Genomic DNA, 13,015 nt, shown 5'->3' on the forward strand with positions numbered 1-13,015 from the left:
TGGGTGTTTTTTATTCTAAAAGGCGAGTTTTCACTACTATTCTACCTCCATACACCCTGTAATCGCCCTGAATAAGGAAAAAAGATGAGCTCAATGAGAAGCTACAAAGGTATAAAGCCTGAACTTGGTGAGCGTGTTTACGTTGACCCAACCTCTGTTTTAGTCGGTGATATCCGAATTGGCGATGATTCTAGCATTTGGCCACTGGTAGCAGCGCGAGGTGATGTAAACCACATTCACATTGGTGATCGAACGAATATTCAAGATGGCAGTGTTTTGCATGTCACCCATAAGAACGCCGAAAACCCAAACGGCTACCCATTGATTATTGGTAATGACGTTACGATTGGCCACAAAGTGATGCTGCACGGTTGTGAGATCCACGATCGTGTTTTGGTTGGTATGGGAGCTATTGTTTTAGATGCTGTTGTAATTGAGTCAGAGGTGATGATCGGAGCAGGCAGTTTAGTGCCACCTGGGAAAGTATTAGAAAGTGGCTACTTATATGTTGGAAGCCCAGTAAAACAAGCTCGCCCTCTATCAGAAAAAGAACGAGCTTTCTTGCAAAAGTCTGCCAATAACTATGTGCAGAACAAAAACGACTACTTAAATGAAGTAAAAGACTTGAACTAAAACCCTGTTAACCGATGATGATATGGCCTTCTTCGTTGAAGGCTTCATCTTCTATTAGCTCTTCAGCCATTTCTTCTAGGTCGAATCTGTAATCAGTAAACACTTTAATTGCCGCTTGCTCAGTTTCAATCAGTGAACCACTGAGCTTTTCTAACTTTTGTTTCGTCACAAAGCACTCTATTAGTGCGCCTGATTGTTGCGCCGAAAAGTTTACCGATTGTGATACTTCATCCCATGATTGAATATCTGGGAATAAGATGGATTGATTCATCGCTTATTGACCTTCAAGATTCTTTCTTAGTTCTCTGAGAACTTGTTTAGCACCAGGACGTAAGCCACGCCAAAGCATAAAGCTTTCCGCAGCCTGCCCAACTAACATTCCAAGACCGTCATACGCATGAGCGGCACCATTCTCTTTTGCCCATAAGTTAAAGCTCGTCACCCCTTTGCCATAAATCATGTCATAGCTTGTACTGTTAGCGGCAAAGATGGAGGATGAAATAGTCGGCAGTTCACCACTTAGAGAAGCGGATGTGGAGTTAATGATGACATCATACTCTTCATCAATACTTGCCATCTCTTTGGCGCGGATAGGACCGTGAGAGACAAACAGCTCTGCAAGCTCCTGTGCTTTACTAAAGGTACGGTTGGTAATGGTTAAAGAGGTCGGCTTTTGATCGAGTAGTGGCTTAATAACACCACGAGCTGCACCACCAGCGCCAATAATTAGGATTCGCGCGCCTTCCAATACAACCTGATGCTGAAGCAGATCTTGCACTAAACCTGCACCATCAGTGTTGTCACCGATGATTTCACCATCGTCTAACTTCTTGAGGGTATTTACCGCGCCTGCTAACTGAGCCCGTTCTGTCAATCGACTAGCAAATTGATAAGCATCTTCTTTAAATGGCATAGTGATGTTGCACCCCTTGCCACCTTCAGCAAAAAACACCTTCGCCGCGTCAATAAAACCATCAACAGGTGCACTTTCTGCGGTATACACCAAAGATTGATTAGTTTGACGAGCAAACAAGGTGTGAATGAATGGCGACTTACTGTGTCCGATAGGATTACCAAACACGGCATAGCGATCGATTTGCTGGGTCATTTCCTTACCTTTGTTCCTTACTTAGATATAGAGAAAACAGGGCCACCTGATTACAGATGACCCTATCACTATCTATCTATATAGAAAAGGAGATTCCGTGCTTACCACTCTCGGGGCGTTAGGTATCGCTCGTAAAGTTCAGCTTCTGGCGATCCCGCTTCTGGCTCGTAGCAGTACTCCCAGCGAGCGAGCGGCGGCATTGACATCAGAATCGACTCAGTACGCCCACCACTTTGTAAACCAAATAAGGTGCCACGGTCATACACTAAGTTGAACTCTACGTAACGGCCGCGACGATATAGTTGGAATTCACGCTCACGCTCACCATACTTGATCTCTTTACGACGAGAAACGATCGGCAAGTAAGCCTGGCAATAGCCTTCACCCACTGCTTTGATGTAAGCAAAACACTTATCAAATTCCCACTGGTTTAGATCATCAAAGAACAAACCGCCAACACCGCGAGTTTCATTACGATGTGGTAGGAAGAAGTATTTGTCACACCATGCTTTATGCTCTTGGTAAACATCGTCACCAAATGGTGCACAAAGCTGTTTTGCAGTGTCGTGCCATGATTGGCAATCTTCTTCAAATGGGTAGAACGGTGTTAGGTCAAAACCACCACCAAACCACCAAATTGGGTCTTCGCCATCTTTTTCTGCAATAAAGAAGCGGACATTGGCGTGTGAAGTCGGTACGTAAGGGTTTTTAGGGTGAATAACCAAAGAAACACCCATCGCTTCAAAACGACGACCCGCTAGCTCTGGGCGATGCGCTGTCGCAGATGCTGGCATTTCTTTCCCTTCCACATGCGAGAAGTTCACGCCTCCCTGCTCGAAAACAAGGCCATCACGCAAAACACGTGAGCGACCACCGCCACCCAGACGCTCTCCTTTTTCACGTTGCCATGCATCTTCGACAAAGACGGCCTTTCCATCTTCTTGTTCTAACTGCTGACAAATGGAGTCCTGAAGTGACATCAAGAACTGCTTTACGGCGTGCTTATCGATCGCTGACATACGTTATTACCTATTACGTGAAACCTAATGATGGCTGGCTAGCAGGGTTAACCCTGTCTTAATATTTGTGAAGTTTTGGCGTCACGAATCTCGCTGGGTTTATCACGACCGCTGGTCTCGCCACGAAGAATGGCGACCAGCTTATCACCCAACTGCTCTTCGACTTCTTCCGTGGTCATACACGGTGGTAAGCCGGAAAGATTCGCGCTGGTAGAGGTTAACGGCTTTCCGAATGCATTACACATTTTTTGCACCAAAGGATGATCAGTCACACGAACCGCAATTGAATCAAACTGCCCTGAAACCCAGTTGGATACTTTATCGCTCGCTGGCATGATCCAGGTGTATGGGCCTGGCCAAGTGGCATGAACAGTCTGTAATTGTTCTTCAGTCAACTGAGATTCATCAATATAAGGCAAGAGCTGATCATAACTTGCCGCGATGAGAATCAGCCCTTTTTCTACCGGACGCTGCTTGAGCTCTAATAGCTTTTGAATTGCTTCTGGGTTATCTGGATCACATCCGACACCAAAAACCCCTTCTGTTGGATAGGCAATCACTTCGCCTTGCTTGAGTGCGTTGAGCACTTGTTCAAAGTTATCCACCGATTACTTCCTATTTGTTTGACTGTGTTGTTTTCACTAAGTGTACAAATATTCATTCTCAGACACTAAAGCAATTTTTTTATAAAATGTATCAATAGCGCCAACAACAAGACGCAAACGTTTGCTTGAGATAAAAATCCCCGTATAATGCGCACAAATTTATAGCTCACCTAATTTTTGCAGCTTAAAGGAGTTTGAGATGAAAGTCGGTATCATCATGGGTTCTAAATCCGATTGGCCAACCATGAAACTAGCAGCGGACATGCTAGACCAATTTGGCGTGCCTTACGAAACAAAAGTCGTGTCAGCACACCGAACTCCTCAATTACTGGCTGACTACGCTAGTGGCGCAAAAGAACGCGGCATCAAAGTTATCATCGCAGGCGCAGGTGGTGCAGCCCACCTACCAGGTATGGCGGCGGCGTTTACTAGTTTGCCAGTGCTTGGGGTTCCCGTTCAGTCTCGTGCACTGAAAGGTATGGATTCACTGCTTTCTATTGTACAGATGCCAAAGGGAATTGCGGTTGGTACATTGGCGATTGGCGAAGCGGGCGCAGCAAACGCCGGTATCCTAGCAGCGCAAATCCTAGGCACTCATGATGAAAACATCATGGCGAAGGTAGAAGCATTCCGTAATGAGCAAACGGAAACAGTTCTCGCAAATCCAAACCCTGCAGAGGATTAATCAGATGCATGTACTGGTTCTTGGTGCGGGTCAGTTGGCTCGTATGATGTCTCTGGCTGGTGCGCCACTGAATATTCAAATTTCAGCTTACGATATCAGCAGCGGTGATGTCGTTCACCCTTTAACTCAACAGGTACTTGGCCATGGCTTGGAAAATGCGATTACGCAAGTTGATGTGATTACTGCCGAGTTCGAGCATATTCCACATGACGTGCTCAAGGTTTGCGAAGCGAGCGGCAAGTTTCTACCAAGTACGCAAGCCATCAAAGCAGGTGGTGATCGCCGTATTGAAAAAGCACTGCTTGATGATGCTGGCGTGCGCAACGCGAAATACTACGTCATTGAAACTCGTGAAGACTTTGACCGCGCAATTGAACACGTTGGTATGCCAATGGTTCTGAAAAGTGCATTAGGTGGTTACGATGGTAAAGGCCAATGGCGCTTAAAAGAAGCTTCTCAAGTCGACGACATTTGGACTGAGATGGCAGAGTGCATCGCGGCAACACCAACTCAAGCGATTGTTGCTGAAGAGTTTGTTCCTTTTAACCGCGAAGTATCACTGGTTGGTGCTCGAAGCAAAGATGGCAGTGTGGAAGTGTATCCTCTGGCAGAGAACGTCCACACCAACGGTGTATTGAGTCTTTCTACTGCGATTGATGCGCCAGGGTTACAGGAACAAGCAAAGCAAATGTTCACGGCAGTCGCAGATAGCCTAGATTACGTTGGCGTATTAGCGCTTGAGTTCTTTGATGTCGATGGGGCACTTTTAGTGAATGAGATTGCTCCACGCGTGCACAACTCTGGTCACTGGACACAGCAAGGTGCAGAAACGTGTCAGTTTGAAAACCATCTGCGCGCAGTGTGCGGCTTACCATTAGGCAGTACGAAATTGGTTCGTGAAACCTCAATGATTAATATTCTTGGTGAAGACACACTACCAGAAGCATTGTTATTAATGGATGGTTGCCACATTCATTGGTATGGCAAAGAGAAACGTGCAGGTCGCAAGATGGGACACATCAACGTGTGTGGCGACTACCCAGGAGAATTGCACCGTAGGTTGTGCGCTCTGGCAGACATCTTAGACCCAATAGCTTTCCCAGCCGTGCAAGCGTTCGCTAAACAGCCTCAACACTAACGTTTGGCAGCAAAAAATAAAAAAAGGGTCGCACGATGCGACCCTTTTTAATTCCTTTGATGTATTTACCCTTGTTGGGTGTGCTGGCACTTACGGTTGGCACATTGCAATTTCACACCACTGGCGAGTTTCTTCTCCACCAACAAAGTAAAACCACATTCTTCGCATCGCCCCTTGACCGGAGCAAGGTTCACAGCAAATTTGCATTTAGGGTAGTTATCACACGCGTAGAATGTTTTGCCAAATCGGGTTTTACGCTCAACCAAATGTCCTTTGCCACATTCAGGGCAAGCGTGTTGCTCTTGTGACTGCGCCTCTGGCTCTGGTTGATTAATCGACTCAATATGATGACAAGCCGGGTAATGGCTACAACCAACGAACATACCGTAGCGCCCTTGGCGGAGAACCAACTCATTGCCACACTCAGGACAAGGCACACCCAACTCTTTCACGATGTGACCATCATTGCTGTGTAGCGGTTTAATGTAATCACAGCTTGGGTAATGGTTACAGCCGAGAAATGGGCCATGTTTTCCGTGCTTGAGAGTCAGCTCACCACCACATTTTGGACACGGCTCGTGCTCCAAAGCGTGTTCATGGGCAGAGAAAAGGGTGTTGTCGATTTTACTACTCATACTTACCGTTTCGTGAAAAACACACAAAAAGACAAGCTCGCGTTTATTCTGGCTAAACTCGAACTTGCCCAGATGGTTAGTGAAGAATCCCTTGTTCCTTGGTGTACAACAGCTCTTCCATTAGCGTGTAAGCGTTTTCGTTGCCAGGCACATTAAACAGCACCATCAGAATGATCCATTTGAGGTCTTCAAGCTCAAACTCACTCGTTTCTAATCCCATCACTCGGTCAATCACCATTTCGCGAGTTTCTGTGGTTAACACATTGATTTGCTCGAGAAACAATAGAAATCCTCGGCATTCCAAATCTAAACGCTGCATCTCTTTCGCTGTGTAGATACGAGTTGATGACGAAGCCATGCAAGTCGAGATTGCAGAAGAGGTGTCACTTTGCTGCAATGCGGCAAGCTCTTCTAACCAGACAAGGGCTTTGTAGATATCTTTTTGTTGGAAGCCTGCACGGAGCAATTCTTCTTCCAACTCGTCTTGTTCGACCTGTAACTCTGCATCGCTATGGATGTAGGTTTCGAATAGATACATCAGTATATCCATCATCATAGCTAGCCCCTCCCCTTTCGAATATAGCCACCTGAAACCGCAACGACATGCCCAGAGAGTTCTAACTCTAAGAGCTGCATCATGACTTCTTGGACAGGTATATTGGTCCTGTTTGCAAGAATATCAACCGGTGTAGCTTCACTTCCTACGTTAGCTAACAGCTGAGGAAATGGCAATTCTTCTTCATCATTTAACGTAGAAAATAAATCGGTACTCTGATTAATAGACCAATCAAGCAAGGACTGTATTTCATCTAAGACATCTTTCGTCTTTTCTACGAGGCAAGCACCATGACGTATCAACTGGTTTCCACCGCAGGCATTGGGGGCATTGATTGACGCTGGCAGCGCAAATACTTCTCGACCTTGCTCAAGCGCGTAACGAGCTGTAATTAACGAGCCGCTCTTTTTCGCCGCCTCGACGACCAGTACACCAAGCGATAATCCACTAATAATACGATTACGACGCGGGAAGTTTTCTGGGCGCGGCTTGGCATTAGGCCGAAACTCAGACACCAAAGCCCCGTGTTCAATAACACGTTGCGCTAAACTACGATGACGTGCTGGATAAATATTTGCTAAACCAGATCCTAGCACCGCAATCGTCTTACCACCCGCTTGCAACGCACCATCATGCGCATGACCATCAATGCCTAAAGCGAGACCACTGGTGACAATAAAATCGTGCTGAACAAACTCTGCAGCAAACTGACGTGCATGCTGTAATCCATCAATACTCGCATTTCGACTGCCAACCATCGCGATTTGTGGCTGAGAGAGACAAGTAGGGTTTCCTTGAACAAAAAGTAGAGGTGGCGGTGCAACGATTTGTTTGAGTTGAGGTGGATAACACGGGTCAGTCAGTGTCAGGATATGATGATTTGTAGAAGCCTCAAGCCAGCTTAAACAAGCATCGACTTCTTTATCTGTTGAAGCCCAAGCTTGAATTTGCTTAGTTGTTAACCCAAGTTGTTGTAGCTGTTCAGGAGAGAAGTTTACGATGTTACGTGGCGTGTCTCTTGCCAGTAGCTTATTCATTTTGACGCCGCCAATGCCTGGTAAACAACTCAGTTTTAACCAGGCAGCGAGATCATCGTTATTTCGTCGATTCATCGATGGTTAATTCGTCCGCCAACGGTGACACCACCGAAATATCTTGGTTAATGGGTTTCGTACTGTTAGTGATCAGTGCCAAGCTAAAGTACTCATAAGGGCGAATGACCAGCAACTCACCAACTTTGCTTTGAGGCAAAGTAATTTTCTTATCAAGCACGCCAAACTCTTTCTTGAACTCATCGCCATCTTTGTAAACTGGGTGCGCGTCTTCTTTTAAATCAAACACACTGCCTTGCTTGAGATTATCTGACGTGCCTTTATCAATCACCACGACTTGGTTAGTTGAACTAAAGCGAATACCTTCGATATTACCTAGCAACTTTGCAGAACTGCCTTGTGGCGACGGCAGCGGATAGAACGTAGTCGTGAAGTCAGTATTCTCAACCGATTGATTTGGCAACGCGATATCGTTACGTAGGATTTCTTGCATTTGCGATGTAAGCTTCAAACCTGAATAATCACTCGAAGCTTCAACGAGCTCGCCTTTGGCAATCAAACGCAGCGCGGTAATCTCTTCGGACACATCGTCACGCGAAAAGGTAGCTACTGGTCGGTAAATAGCCCAACCTGTCGCGGTCTGATTGCCATTGATATACAGCACATCTTCTGTAGTCAGATACTTACTGCCTTTGCTGCTACCCATCACTTTTGCAGCATTGTTCAACGAATCTTTATCTAGCAACCGATCCGATTTGAGGTAAGGCATCACCAAACCTTCCGCGACCGTTGGTACGGCTTTCTTTTCTGTGATGCGAGCTTTCGGGCTCAGCTTCTTAACCGGTTTTAGGCTCAACACGGGCTGACCGTTAATCCATACCAAAGACAGCTTGTCTCCGGGATAAATTAAATGAGGGTTATCGATTTCCGGGTTTACTTGCCATAAACGAGGCCACAACCACGGGCTATCCAAGTACATGGCCGAAATATCCCATAGCGTATCGCCCTTCACAACTACATATGTTTGTGGCGCATCATCTTTAACAGTCAGTGGGTTCGCATCCACATTTGCTACAGCGTTGAAAGAGAAAAGTAACGGCAACGTAACACTGGCAACGTTGCGGAAAATTCGATTCATGACCCTCGTCCTTGGTCTATTAAGCAGGAACCAGAATGGAAATTGGTGCAAGGATGCTGTCATTTAGGCTATAAAATGTCTAGAATTGAGCCAACAAGGTTTGTGCTGTTTCGGCACAGTTCAATATTTCGAGTGAATATGTCTGTATTACAAGTATTAACATTCCCGGATGATCGCCTGCGCACAGTCGCAAAGCCTGTTGAAGCGGTGACACCTGAGATTCAAAAAATCGTCGATGACATGATTGAAACCATGTACGACGAAGAAGGTATTGGCCTTGCTGCAACGCAGGTTGATATTCACAAACGTATCGTAGTGATTGATATTTCAGAAACTCGCGATGAGCCGATGGTGCTAATCAACCCTGAGATTCTGGAAAAGCGTGGCGAAGATGGCATCGAAGAAGGCTGTCTGTCGGTACCAGGTGCGCGCGCACTTGTGCCTCGCGCTGCAGAAGTTACCGTTAAAGCACTGGATCGTGATGGCAAAGAGTTCACCTTTGAAGCCGACGACCTGCTAGCGATTTGTGTTCAACACGAGCTTGATCACCTACAAGGTAAGCTGTTCGTGGATTACCTATCGCCACTGAAACGCAAACGCATTCAGGACAAGCTAGCGAAAATCAAACGCTTTAACGAGAAGCAGCAAAACGCTTAATCTCGAACCATACCAATTAGAAGGAAGTCTACCTTGAGTCAGTCTTTACGAATTGTCTTTGCAGGTACTCCGGATTTCGCCGCCCGTCACTTGGCGGCGTTGTTGTCTTCGGAGCATGAAGTCATCGCGGTTTACACAAACCCAGATCGTCCAGCGGGTCGTGGCAAAAAATTGGCTGCGCCACCGGTAAAACAACTGGCGCTAGAACACAACATCCCGGTTTACCAACCTGAAAGCTTTAAGTCCGACGAAGCGAAACAAGAACTTGCCGATCTGAACGCCGATCTCATGGTTGTCGTGGCGTACGGTATGCTGCTGCCACAAGCGGTTCTTGATACCCCTAAACTGGGTTGTATCAACGTACATGGTTCTATCCTACCTCGTTGGCGTGGTGCGGCTCCAATCCAACGCTCTATTTGGGCGGGCGATGCAGAAACTGGCGTGACCATCATGCAGATGGACATCGGTCTCGACACTGGTGATATGCTGAAGATTGCAACTCTGCCAATCGAAGCGACAGATACCAGCGCTTCAATGTACGAAAAATTGGCTGAGCTTGGTCCAGAAGCCCTGATTGACTGCCTAGTAGACATTGCTGCGGGTAAAGCAGTGCCAGTGAAGCAAGACGATGAGCTAGCGAACTATGCGAAAAAGCTCAGCAAAGAAGAAGCACGCATCAACTGGAACGACGATGCGGCGCACATTGAGCGCTGCGTTCGTGCATTTAACCCATGGCCAATGAGCCACTTTGAGGCGGCAGAAAACAGCATCAAAGTATGGCAAAGCCGTGTGGCAGAGCAAACCAGTGACAAGCCAGCCGGCACCATCGTACAAGCAGATAAAACCGGTATTTATGTTGCGACAGGCAACGGCGTACTGGTGCTAGAGCAACTGCAAGTTCCTGGCAAAAAAGCCATGTCAGTTCAGGATATTCTGAACTCGCGTGCGGCTTGGTTTGAAGTCGGCACTCTGCTGGTTTAAGCCATACTAGGGGTTATTATCCCCAATTATACGAACTTTTAGAGGGCAGAGATGCCCTCCTTTACTTTAAGGTACTCATCATGAATGTTCGCGCTGCGGCTGCTAACGTCCTGTATCTTGTCGTCGACAAGGGCCACTCACTTTCAAGCGCTCTTCCAGCGGCTCAACAAACGGTACGACCTCGTGACCACGCTCTGTTACAAGAGATCTGTTACGGTGCGCTACGTTACCTCCCTCGCCTAGAAATGATCGCAAACCAGTTGATGGATAAGCCGCTCAAAGGCAAACAACGTGTATTCCATCACCTAATTCTGGTTGGTATTTACCAACTGAGCTTCATGCGTATTCCTGCGCACGCAGCAGTCGGTGAAACGGTTGAAGGCACTAAAGAGCTGAAAGGTCCTCGTCTGCGTGGTTTGATTAACGCGGTATTGCGTAACTACCAGCGCAACCAAGAAGAACTCGACCAAATGGTCGTCAGCAACAACGCTGGCAAGTACGGTCACCCAAGCTGGTTACTAAAACTGCTGCAAGAGGCCTACCCACAGCAATGGGAAAGCATTGTTGATGCGAACAACCAAAAAGCACCAATGTGGCTGCGTGTGAACCATCAACACCACACTCGTGATGAATACCTTGCGCTGCTCAAAAATGAAAACATTGATAGCACGCCACACACAGAAGCAATGGACGCCATAAAATTGGCCGCACCATGTGATGTGATGAAGCTACCTGGTTTTGAAAAAGGTTGGGTTTCGGTCCAAGATGCGGCGGCGCAGCTCTCGATCAACTACCTAAAACCACAAGACGGCGAACTGATTTTAGATTGCTGTGCTGCGCCAGGTGGCAAGACTGCGCATATTCTAGAGCGCACGTCGGGCAGTGAAGTGGTCGCGATTGACTGCGACGACACACGCCTGAAACGTGTGCATGAAAACCTGAAGCGTCTCAACCTTCAGGCAAAAGTGGTTTGCGGTGATGCGCGTAATCCACAAGAATGGTGGCAAGGCGAGCAATTTGATCGCATTTTGCTGGATGCCCCATGTTCTGCGACTGGCGTGATTCGTCGTCACCCAGACATCAAATGGCTACGTCGTGCAGACGACATCGCCGCATTAGCAGAGCTACAGAGTGAAATTTTTGATGCCATGTGGACGCAACTGAAACCCGGCGGCACAATGGTTTACGCGACTTGTTCAATCACACCGCAAGAAAACGTGGAGCAAGTAAAAGCGTTTTTAGCACGTACCGCGGATGCGCAACTGCTGGATTCTGATCCCGACCAGCCTGGTCGTCAAATTCTACCAGGCGAAGAAGATATGGATGGTTTCTACTACGCAGTGCTAACTAAAACACACGCGTAACAGCATGCTAAATAGGGCGATTGGAGTGATTTCAATCGCCTTTTTCAGATACGAGAAAAGAGTATGAAGATCATTATTCTTGGTGCAGGTCAGGTTGGCGGCACACTGGCAGAAAACCTAGTGGGTGAAAACAACGACATCACCATCGTCGACAATAATGCCGACCGACTGCGTGAATTGCAGGACAAATACGACCTACGTGTGGTCAATGGCCATGCGAGCCATCCAGACGTGCTACACGAAGCTGGCGCGCAAGACGCCGATATGCTCGTCGCAGTAACCAACACTGATGAAACCAACATGGCCGCCTGTCAGGTCGCGTTCACTCTATTCAATACCCCAAACCGCGTTGCGCGTATTCGCTCTCCAGAATATCTGGCCGAAAAAGAAGCCCTGTTTAAATCTGGTGCTATTCCTGTTGATCACCTTATCGCACCAGAAGAACTCGTCACGAGCTACATCGAACGTCTGATCCAATACCCAGGCGCGCTGCAAGTGGTGAGCTTTGCTGAACAGAAAGTCAGCCTAGTGGCGGTGAAAGCCTACTATGGTGGCCCGCTGGTGGGTAATGCGCTGTCTGCTTTGCGTGAGCACATGCCGCACATCGATACCCGTGTGGCGGCTATTTTCCGCCAGGGTCGCCCGATTCGCCCACAAGGCACCACGATTATTGAAGCCGACGATGAAGTGTTCTTCGTTGCAGCAAGTAATCATATTCGCTCAGTGATGAGTGAGCTTCAGCGTCTAGAAAAACCGTACCGCCGCATCATGATTGTTGGCGGGGGTAACATCGGCGCAAGCTTGGCTAAACGCCTAGAGCAAACTTACAGCGTGAAGCTGATTGAGCGTAACTACCAGCGTGCAGAAAAGCTCTCTGAGCAACTAGAAAACACCATCGTGTTCTGCGGTGATGCGGCAGACCAAGAGCTTCTCTCGGAAGAGAACATCGACCAAGTCGACGTCTTCATCGCGCTGACCAACGAAGATGAAACCAACATCATGTCTGCAATGTTGGCAAAACGCATGGGCGCTAAAAAAGTGATGGTGCTGATCCAACGTGGCGCTTATGTAGACCTGGTACAAGGCGGCGTAATTGATGTAGCAATCTCACCTCAGCAAGCCACTATTTCAGCCTTGCTAACGCACGTTCGTCGCGCTGATATCGTAAACGTATCCTCACTTCGCCGCGGCGCTGCGGAAGCGATTGAAGCCGTCGCTCACGGTGATGAAAGTACATCTAAAGTGGTTGGACGTGCGATTGGAGATATAAAGCTTCCACCTGGGACCACCATTGGTGCTATCGTTCGTGGCGAAGAAGTTCTTATTGCCCACGACCGTACGGTCATCGAGCAGGATGACCATGTGGTGATGTTCCTGGTCAACAAAAAATACGTATCAGACGTCGAAGCGCTATTCCAGCCGAGTCCATTCTTCCTCTAGGATT

The 13,015-nt window shown here is 47.5% G+C and carries 15 protein-coding genes; 7 read left to right on the forward strand and 8 right to left on the reverse strand.

The annotated features are described in order from the left end of the window. Nucleotides 1-84: 84 nt before the first annotated feature. Nucleotides 85-633 carry a gamma carbonic anhydrase family protein gene (locus tag R7M72_RS19540; protein ID WP_005379096.1) on the forward strand — a complete coding sequence of 183 codons (549 nt, stop codon included), beginning with the start codon at nucleotides 85-87 and terminating at the stop codon, nucleotides 631-633. A 7-nt stretch (nucleotides 634-640) separates the two neighbouring features. Here R7M72_RS19540 and R7M72_RS19545 read toward each other — a convergent pair whose 3' ends face one another. The 4 genes from R7M72_RS19545 to R7M72_RS19560 form a co-directional block, all read right to left on the reverse strand. Continuing rightward, the gene (locus tag R7M72_RS19545) at nucleotides 641-904 is read right to left on the reverse strand and encodes a DUF1488 domain-containing protein (RefSeq protein WP_005379090.1); all 264 of its coding nucleotides are present in this window, start codon (nucleotides 902-904) and stop codon (nucleotides 641-643) included. Between the two features lie 3 nt (nucleotides 905-907). Beyond that, complete coding sequence (gene aroE / locus R7M72_RS19550) at nucleotides 908-1,741, reverse strand: shikimate dehydrogenase (protein WP_065274968.1); 834 nt, start codon at nucleotides 1,739-1,741, stop codon at nucleotides 908-910. 101 nt (nucleotides 1,742-1,842) lie between these two features. Then, entirely contained in the window at nucleotides 1,843-2,760 is a 918-nt protein-coding gene (gene hemF / locus R7M72_RS19555) for an oxygen-dependent coproporphyrinogen oxidase (RefSeq protein ID WP_017635615.1), read from the reverse strand. A gap of 47 nt (nucleotides 2,761-2,807) precedes the next feature. After that, nucleotides 2,808-3,365, reverse strand: coding sequence for an L-threonylcarbamoyladenylate synthase (locus tag R7M72_RS19560; protein ID WP_005379084.1), 558 nt, complete (start codon nucleotides 3,363-3,365; stop codon nucleotides 2,808-2,810). 199 nt (nucleotides 3,366-3,564) lie between these two features. On the opposite strand from R7M72_RS19560, the gene purE reads away from it, so the two are divergent. Further along, nucleotides 3,565-4,050 (forward strand): 5-(carboxyamino)imidazole ribonucleotide mutase, encoded by a 486-nt coding sequence (gene purE, locus R7M72_RS19565; protein WP_005379082.1) that lies wholly within the window; start codon nucleotides 3,565-3,567, stop codon nucleotides 4,048-4,050. 4 nt (nucleotides 4,051-4,054) lie between these two features. Continuing rightward, on the forward strand, nucleotides 4,055-5,188 hold the full coding sequence (locus tag R7M72_RS19570; protein WP_315956713.1) for a 5-(carboxyamino)imidazole ribonucleotide synthase: 1,134 nt from the start codon (nucleotides 4,055-4,057) through the stop codon (nucleotides 5,186-5,188). Between the two features lie 65 nt (nucleotides 5,189-5,253). On the opposite strand, the gene R7M72_RS19575 is transcribed toward R7M72_RS19570, so the two are convergent. The 4 genes from R7M72_RS19575 to R7M72_RS19590 form a co-directional block, all read right to left on the reverse strand. Further along, on the reverse strand, nucleotides 5,254-5,823 hold the full coding sequence (locus R7M72_RS19575; RefSeq protein WP_017821580.1) for a type I DNA topoisomerase: 570 nt from the start codon (nucleotides 5,821-5,823) through the stop codon (nucleotides 5,254-5,256). A 76-nt stretch (nucleotides 5,824-5,899) separates the two neighbouring features. Continuing rightward, complete coding sequence (locus R7M72_RS19580; RefSeq protein WP_005379074.1) at nucleotides 5,900-6,379, reverse strand: DUF494 family protein; 480 nt, start codon at nucleotides 6,377-6,379, stop codon at nucleotides 5,900-5,902. 2 nt (nucleotides 6,380-6,381) lie between these two features. Next, nucleotides 6,382-7,491 (reverse strand): DNA-processing protein DprA, encoded by a 1,110-nt coding sequence (gene dprA / locus R7M72_RS19585; protein ID WP_213867301.1) that lies wholly within the window; start codon nucleotides 7,489-7,491, stop codon nucleotides 6,382-6,384. Beyond that, a complete protein-coding gene (locus R7M72_RS19590) occupies nucleotides 7,475-8,569 on the reverse strand; it encodes a LysM peptidoglycan-binding domain-containing protein (protein WP_206959990.1) in 1,095 nt (364 codons plus the stop codon). Before R7M72_RS19590 ends, dprA begins: the two co-directional genes overlap by 17 nt. Before the next feature lie 138 nt (nucleotides 8,570-8,707). On the opposite strand from R7M72_RS19590, the gene def reads away from it, so the two are divergent. The 4 genes from def (at nucleotide 8,708) to trkA (ending at nucleotide 13,011) form a co-directional block, all read left to right on the forward strand. Beyond that, entirely contained in the window at nucleotides 8,708-9,226 is a 519-nt protein-coding gene (def, locus tag R7M72_RS19595; RefSeq protein WP_005379068.1) for a peptide deformylase, read from the forward strand. Nucleotides 9,227-9,259: 33 nt separating this feature from the next. Continuing rightward, complete coding sequence (gene fmt, locus R7M72_RS19600; protein WP_005379066.1) at nucleotides 9,260-10,207, forward strand: methionyl-tRNA formyltransferase; 948 nt, start codon at nucleotides 9,260-9,262, stop codon at nucleotides 10,205-10,207. An 80-nt stretch (nucleotides 10,208-10,287) separates the two neighbouring features. Beyond that, nucleotides 10,288-11,571: a 16S rRNA (cytosine(967)-C(5))-methyltransferase RsmB gene (gene rsmB / locus R7M72_RS19605; protein ID WP_318056297.1), complete on the forward strand. Its 1,284-nt coding sequence runs from the start codon at nucleotides 10,288-10,290 to the stop codon at nucleotides 11,569-11,571. Between the two features lie 63 nt (nucleotides 11,572-11,634). Beyond that, a complete protein-coding gene (gene trkA / locus R7M72_RS19610) occupies nucleotides 11,635-13,011 on the forward strand; it encodes a Trk system potassium transporter TrkA (RefSeq protein ID WP_005379062.1) in 1,377 nt (458 codons plus the stop codon). Nucleotides 13,012-13,015 lie beyond the last annotated feature (4 nt).

The organism is Vibrio sp. YT-18, assembly GCF_033337345.1.
Taxonomy (GTDB): domain Bacteria; phylum Pseudomonadota; class Gammaproteobacteria; order Enterobacterales; family Vibrionaceae; genus Vibrio; species Vibrio alginolyticus.

Coding starts and splice junctions, on each gene's coding strand:
- R7M72_RS19540 (WP_005379096.1), top strand. CDS start 85: ATGAGCTCAATGAGAAGCTACAAAGGTATAAAGCCTGAACTTGGTGAG.
- R7M72_RS19545 (WP_005379090.1), bottom strand. CDS start 904: ATGAATCAATCCATCTTATTCCCAGATATTCAATCATGGGATGAAGTA.
- aroE (WP_065274968.1), bottom strand. CDS start 1,741: ATGACCCAGCAAATCGATCGCTATGCCGTGTTTGGTAATCCTATCGGA.
- hemF (WP_017635615.1), bottom strand. CDS start 2,760: ATGTCAGCGATCGATAAGCACGCCGTAAAGCAGTTCTTGATGTCACTT.
- purE (WP_005379082.1), top strand. CDS start 3,565: ATGAAAGTCGGTATCATCATGGGTTCTAAATCCGATTGGCCAACCATG.
- R7M72_RS19570 (WP_315956713.1), top strand. CDS start 4,055: ATGCATGTACTGGTTCTTGGTGCGGGTCAGTTGGCTCGTATGATGTCT.
- R7M72_RS19575 (WP_017821580.1), bottom strand. CDS start 5,823: ATGAGTAGTAAAATCGACAACACCCTTTTCTCTGCCCATGAACACGCT.
- R7M72_RS19580 (WP_005379074.1), bottom strand. CDS start 6,379: ATGATGATGGATATACTGATGTATCTATTCGAAACCTACATCCATAGC.
- dprA (WP_213867301.1), bottom strand. CDS start 7,491: ATGAATCGACGAAATAACGATGATCTCGCTGCCTGGTTAAAACTGAGT.
- R7M72_RS19590 (WP_206959990.1), bottom strand. CDS start 8,569: ATGAATCGAATTTTCCGCAACGTTGCCAGTGTTACGTTGCCGTTACTT.
- def (WP_005379068.1), top strand. CDS start 8,708: ATGTCTGTATTACAAGTATTAACATTCCCGGATGATCGCCTGCGCACA.
- rsmB (WP_318056297.1), top strand. CDS start 10,288: ATGAATGTTCGCGCTGCGGCTGCTAACGTCCTGTATCTTGTCGTCGAC.
- trkA (WP_005379062.1), top strand. CDS start 11,635: ATGAAGATCATTATTCTTGGTGCAGGTCAGGTTGGCGGCACACTGGCA.